Raw genomic sequence first — 2,804 nt, 5'->3', positions numbered from 1 at the left:
AGCCAATCAAGTGCTTTGTGTATTTCCATTTCCTGAAAGCCGACCTGTTCTAGTTCAAGCTCCAGGACATCTTTATCAGGCTGACTGCTATTTTCTGTATCGATATAGTTTTCGAACAGATAGAGCAACACATCAATTACATTTTCTTTCATCGGCTTCTCTGTTGTGGGCGTGATCAGGTTCCGTTTCGAACGTAACGTCCTCCAGGTAGTGAAGCAACCTGACCTTGCAGCTCCAGTAATAACAGCATGGATGAAACGGCATCAGCCGTCAATCCGCTTTTGTCAATAAGCATATCGATATGGATCGGGTCATATCCCAAAAACTCAAACAATAATTGGTAATCATTATCCAATTCTGCTTGCACCACTATTTGTTCTGATGAGGCCGGTTTCTCCACTGCTTGCGGAACAACACCGGCAATGGCCCCCAGCTCTTCAATGATGTCATTTGCCGTTTCGACCAGCTTTGCTCCCTCACGTATCAACTGATGACAGCCCCGGGATAATGGATTATGAATTGAACCAGGAATGGCAAACACTTCTCGTCCCTGCTCCATCGCCATTCTGGCCGTAATCAATGATCCACTTTTCACTGCAGCTTCCACGACCAAAGTGCCAAGGCTCAAACCACTTATAATACGGTTACGGCGAGGAAAGTTTTCCGCTTTTGGTGAAGTGCCTAATGGAAATTCAGAAACAATCGCCCCGCCTTCGGCTATGTGATGTGCCAGATTTCTGTGTGATGCTGGATACACTCGATCCAAACCGGTACCAATCACCGCGATTGTTCTGCCCGATACAGCCAAAGCGCCTTTATGAGCGGCAGCATCAATACCAGTGGCTAAACCACTGGTAATCACAATATCGCCCTGAGCAAGGTATCGGGCGAATTCAAATGCTGTGTCACTGCCTGAAGCTGTCGGGTTACGACTACCTACAGTCGCCAACTGCCATTTGCTGAGCAGGTTGATATCCCCCTGAACAAACAGTAAAGCGGGAGGATCGGGTATTTGTTGAAGCAACTCAGGATAAAGATGATGTTGTTGATCGATAACGTGGCGATTATCAGCTGATAGCCATTCCAAATCTCGTTCAACTTGTTCCCAGTCTGGTGTTTGTAACGCCGAGACAATTTTCGCATCAACACCTTTTATCAGGCGTGGCTCAAGAAAAATATCGGCTGGCTGACGAACTTGCTGTAAGAGTTTGTTAAAAGTAGCTGGCCCTACACCCGGAATACGTTGCAGAGCCAGCTGACATGCCAGAGACAGTTGCGGAGCAGAAAATCTATGCAAACTGTTTCCTTTATTCTGCGGAACGCACCTTGTCAAAAAGATGCATGGAGGTAGTTGCTTTCATCACAATCGCATAACTTACCTTTTCATAAAGCTTGAATACCAAAGCCTCCCCGGCGTGCTCATCAGGCAGGGTTACCATTGCTTTACGATCTTCGCTGACGGCATCACGTATGGTTTTACCCGCTTTATATACTGAGAGAACATGACCACTTTCCAAGCCATCACGGGTACCGAGATTTAGCACAATAATCTGATACTGACCCACCTGAGATACACCGTCGAATACAGAAATAATCATGCCTTCCATTGGTTGCGATGGCGCACGGGGAATGAAGTTAAGCTCAAAATCCTCATCCTCCACGGGCAACAACCTATCTCCCACCATCACTTCACGATTGGTATAAGTTAACCCCAGCGTTGAAATCTCACCGGGCTCTTTCACCATAGCATCGCCTGTATATATGGCTTCAACACCGAGCTCTTCGCCGGTATTGGGATCAAAATAAACCTTACCGCCACGGAACACATTAAATTCATTTTGCTGAGGATCAACAATACCTTTGGCATAAACAACATCGCCGGCCCCAGACAATAATCTTTCATCTGAAGTGGCAACAACGTAGGGGGCAGCGTCAAGAACTTCTGCACCAACTACTCGAGGTTTCGTCAGGAAAGGTCGGATAATTGATAAAGGAATCGTATGGATCGCTTCATCCACTCGAATTTCACGCATTTCTGGTGAAAGCTTGTAAGTTTGCTGTCCACGGTTTAGCTCAAGTACCGGCCGACCATCTCGATATACCAGCGTTAATTCATCGCCAGGATAGATAAGATGAGGGTTTTCAACCTGAGGATTTACCTGCCAGATTTCAGGCCAGTGCCAAGGATATTTCAGAAATTTGGCTGATATATCCCAGAGGGTATCGCCTTTAACGACCACATAACGATCCGGATGGTCTGGATTAAGGGCCACCTCATTTGCAAGCACTGAAGCACTCATCAACAGGGCGAAGAAACCTAAACAGATGTGACGTATCATCATAAAATCCTCATGGACGCTTCAGGGCAGCCATTATCCCTGGACAGACAGCAACGGCTCATAGTGTCTAATAAGCGTTTACACTAATCAAGTAATCCAGCAACAAACTTGGTTTATAATGTGTCGATATCTCGACTGGTTAAACTTTTTTAGCCTGACAAGGCAAACATACATGACGGAGAACAGCATGAAATTAACGACCTGCTTTATCATCGGCATTGCTGCCATTATGATGAATTCCCTGGCAATTGCTGCCGGCGATGTTGCTGCCGGAAAAGCAAAGTCTGCCGTCTGTTCTACCTGTCATGGCGCTGAGGGTATCGCAGTTATGCCGGTATACCCCAATCTCGCTGGACAGAATGCTGAATACTTAGTGTCAGCGCTTAAAGCTTATCGTGATAAGCAACGTCAGGGTGGTATGGCCGCAATCATGCAGATGCAAGCGAATAACTTGTCAGACGAAGA

At 46.4% G+C, this 2,804-nt stretch carries 4 protein-coding genes; 1 reads left to right on the top strand and 3 read right to left on the bottom strand.

All coding sequences use genetic code 11. The features are described from left to right. The 3 genes from B3M51_RS14490 to B3M51_RS11830 all read right to left on the bottom strand — a co-directional run. On the bottom strand, positions 1-152 hold a 152-nt coding region (locus tag B3M51_RS14490; RefSeq protein ID WP_414673453.1), incomplete at its 3' end, for a DUF494 family protein. Positions 153-175: 23 nt separating this feature from the next. Then, positions 176-1,297 carry a DNA-processing protein DprA gene (gene dprA, locus B3M51_RS11835; protein WP_292759461.1) on the bottom strand — a complete coding sequence of 374 codons (1,122 nt, stop codon included), beginning with the start codon at positions 1,295-1,297 and terminating at the stop codon, positions 176-178. A 10-nt stretch (positions 1,298-1,307) separates the two neighbouring features. Then, the gene (locus B3M51_RS11830) at positions 1,308-2,339 is read right to left on the bottom strand and encodes a LysM peptidoglycan-binding domain-containing protein (RefSeq protein WP_414673452.1); all 1,032 of its coding nucleotides are present in this window, start codon (positions 2,337-2,339) and stop codon (positions 1,308-1,310) included. 187 nt (positions 2,340-2,526) lie between these two features. Between B3M51_RS11830 and B3M51_RS11825 the strand changes: the two genes are divergently transcribed. Then, a partial coding sequence (locus B3M51_RS11825) for a c-type cytochrome (protein WP_292759457.1) occupies positions 2,527-2,804 on the top strand: 278 nt, incomplete at its 3' end.

Origin of the sequence: Methylophaga sp. UBA2689 (assembly GCA_002354555.1) — a bacterium.
GTDB lineage: Bacteria > Pseudomonadota > Gammaproteobacteria > Nitrosococcales > Methylophagaceae > Methylophaga.
This window is presented reverse-complemented; position numbering and strand designations above follow the sequence as displayed.

Excerpts from the sequence above, each read along its gene's own strand:
- B3M51_RS11830 (WP_414673452.1), bottom strand. The coding sequence starts at position 2,339 with ATGATACGTCACATCTGTTTAGGTTTCTTCGCCCTGTTGATGAGTGCT.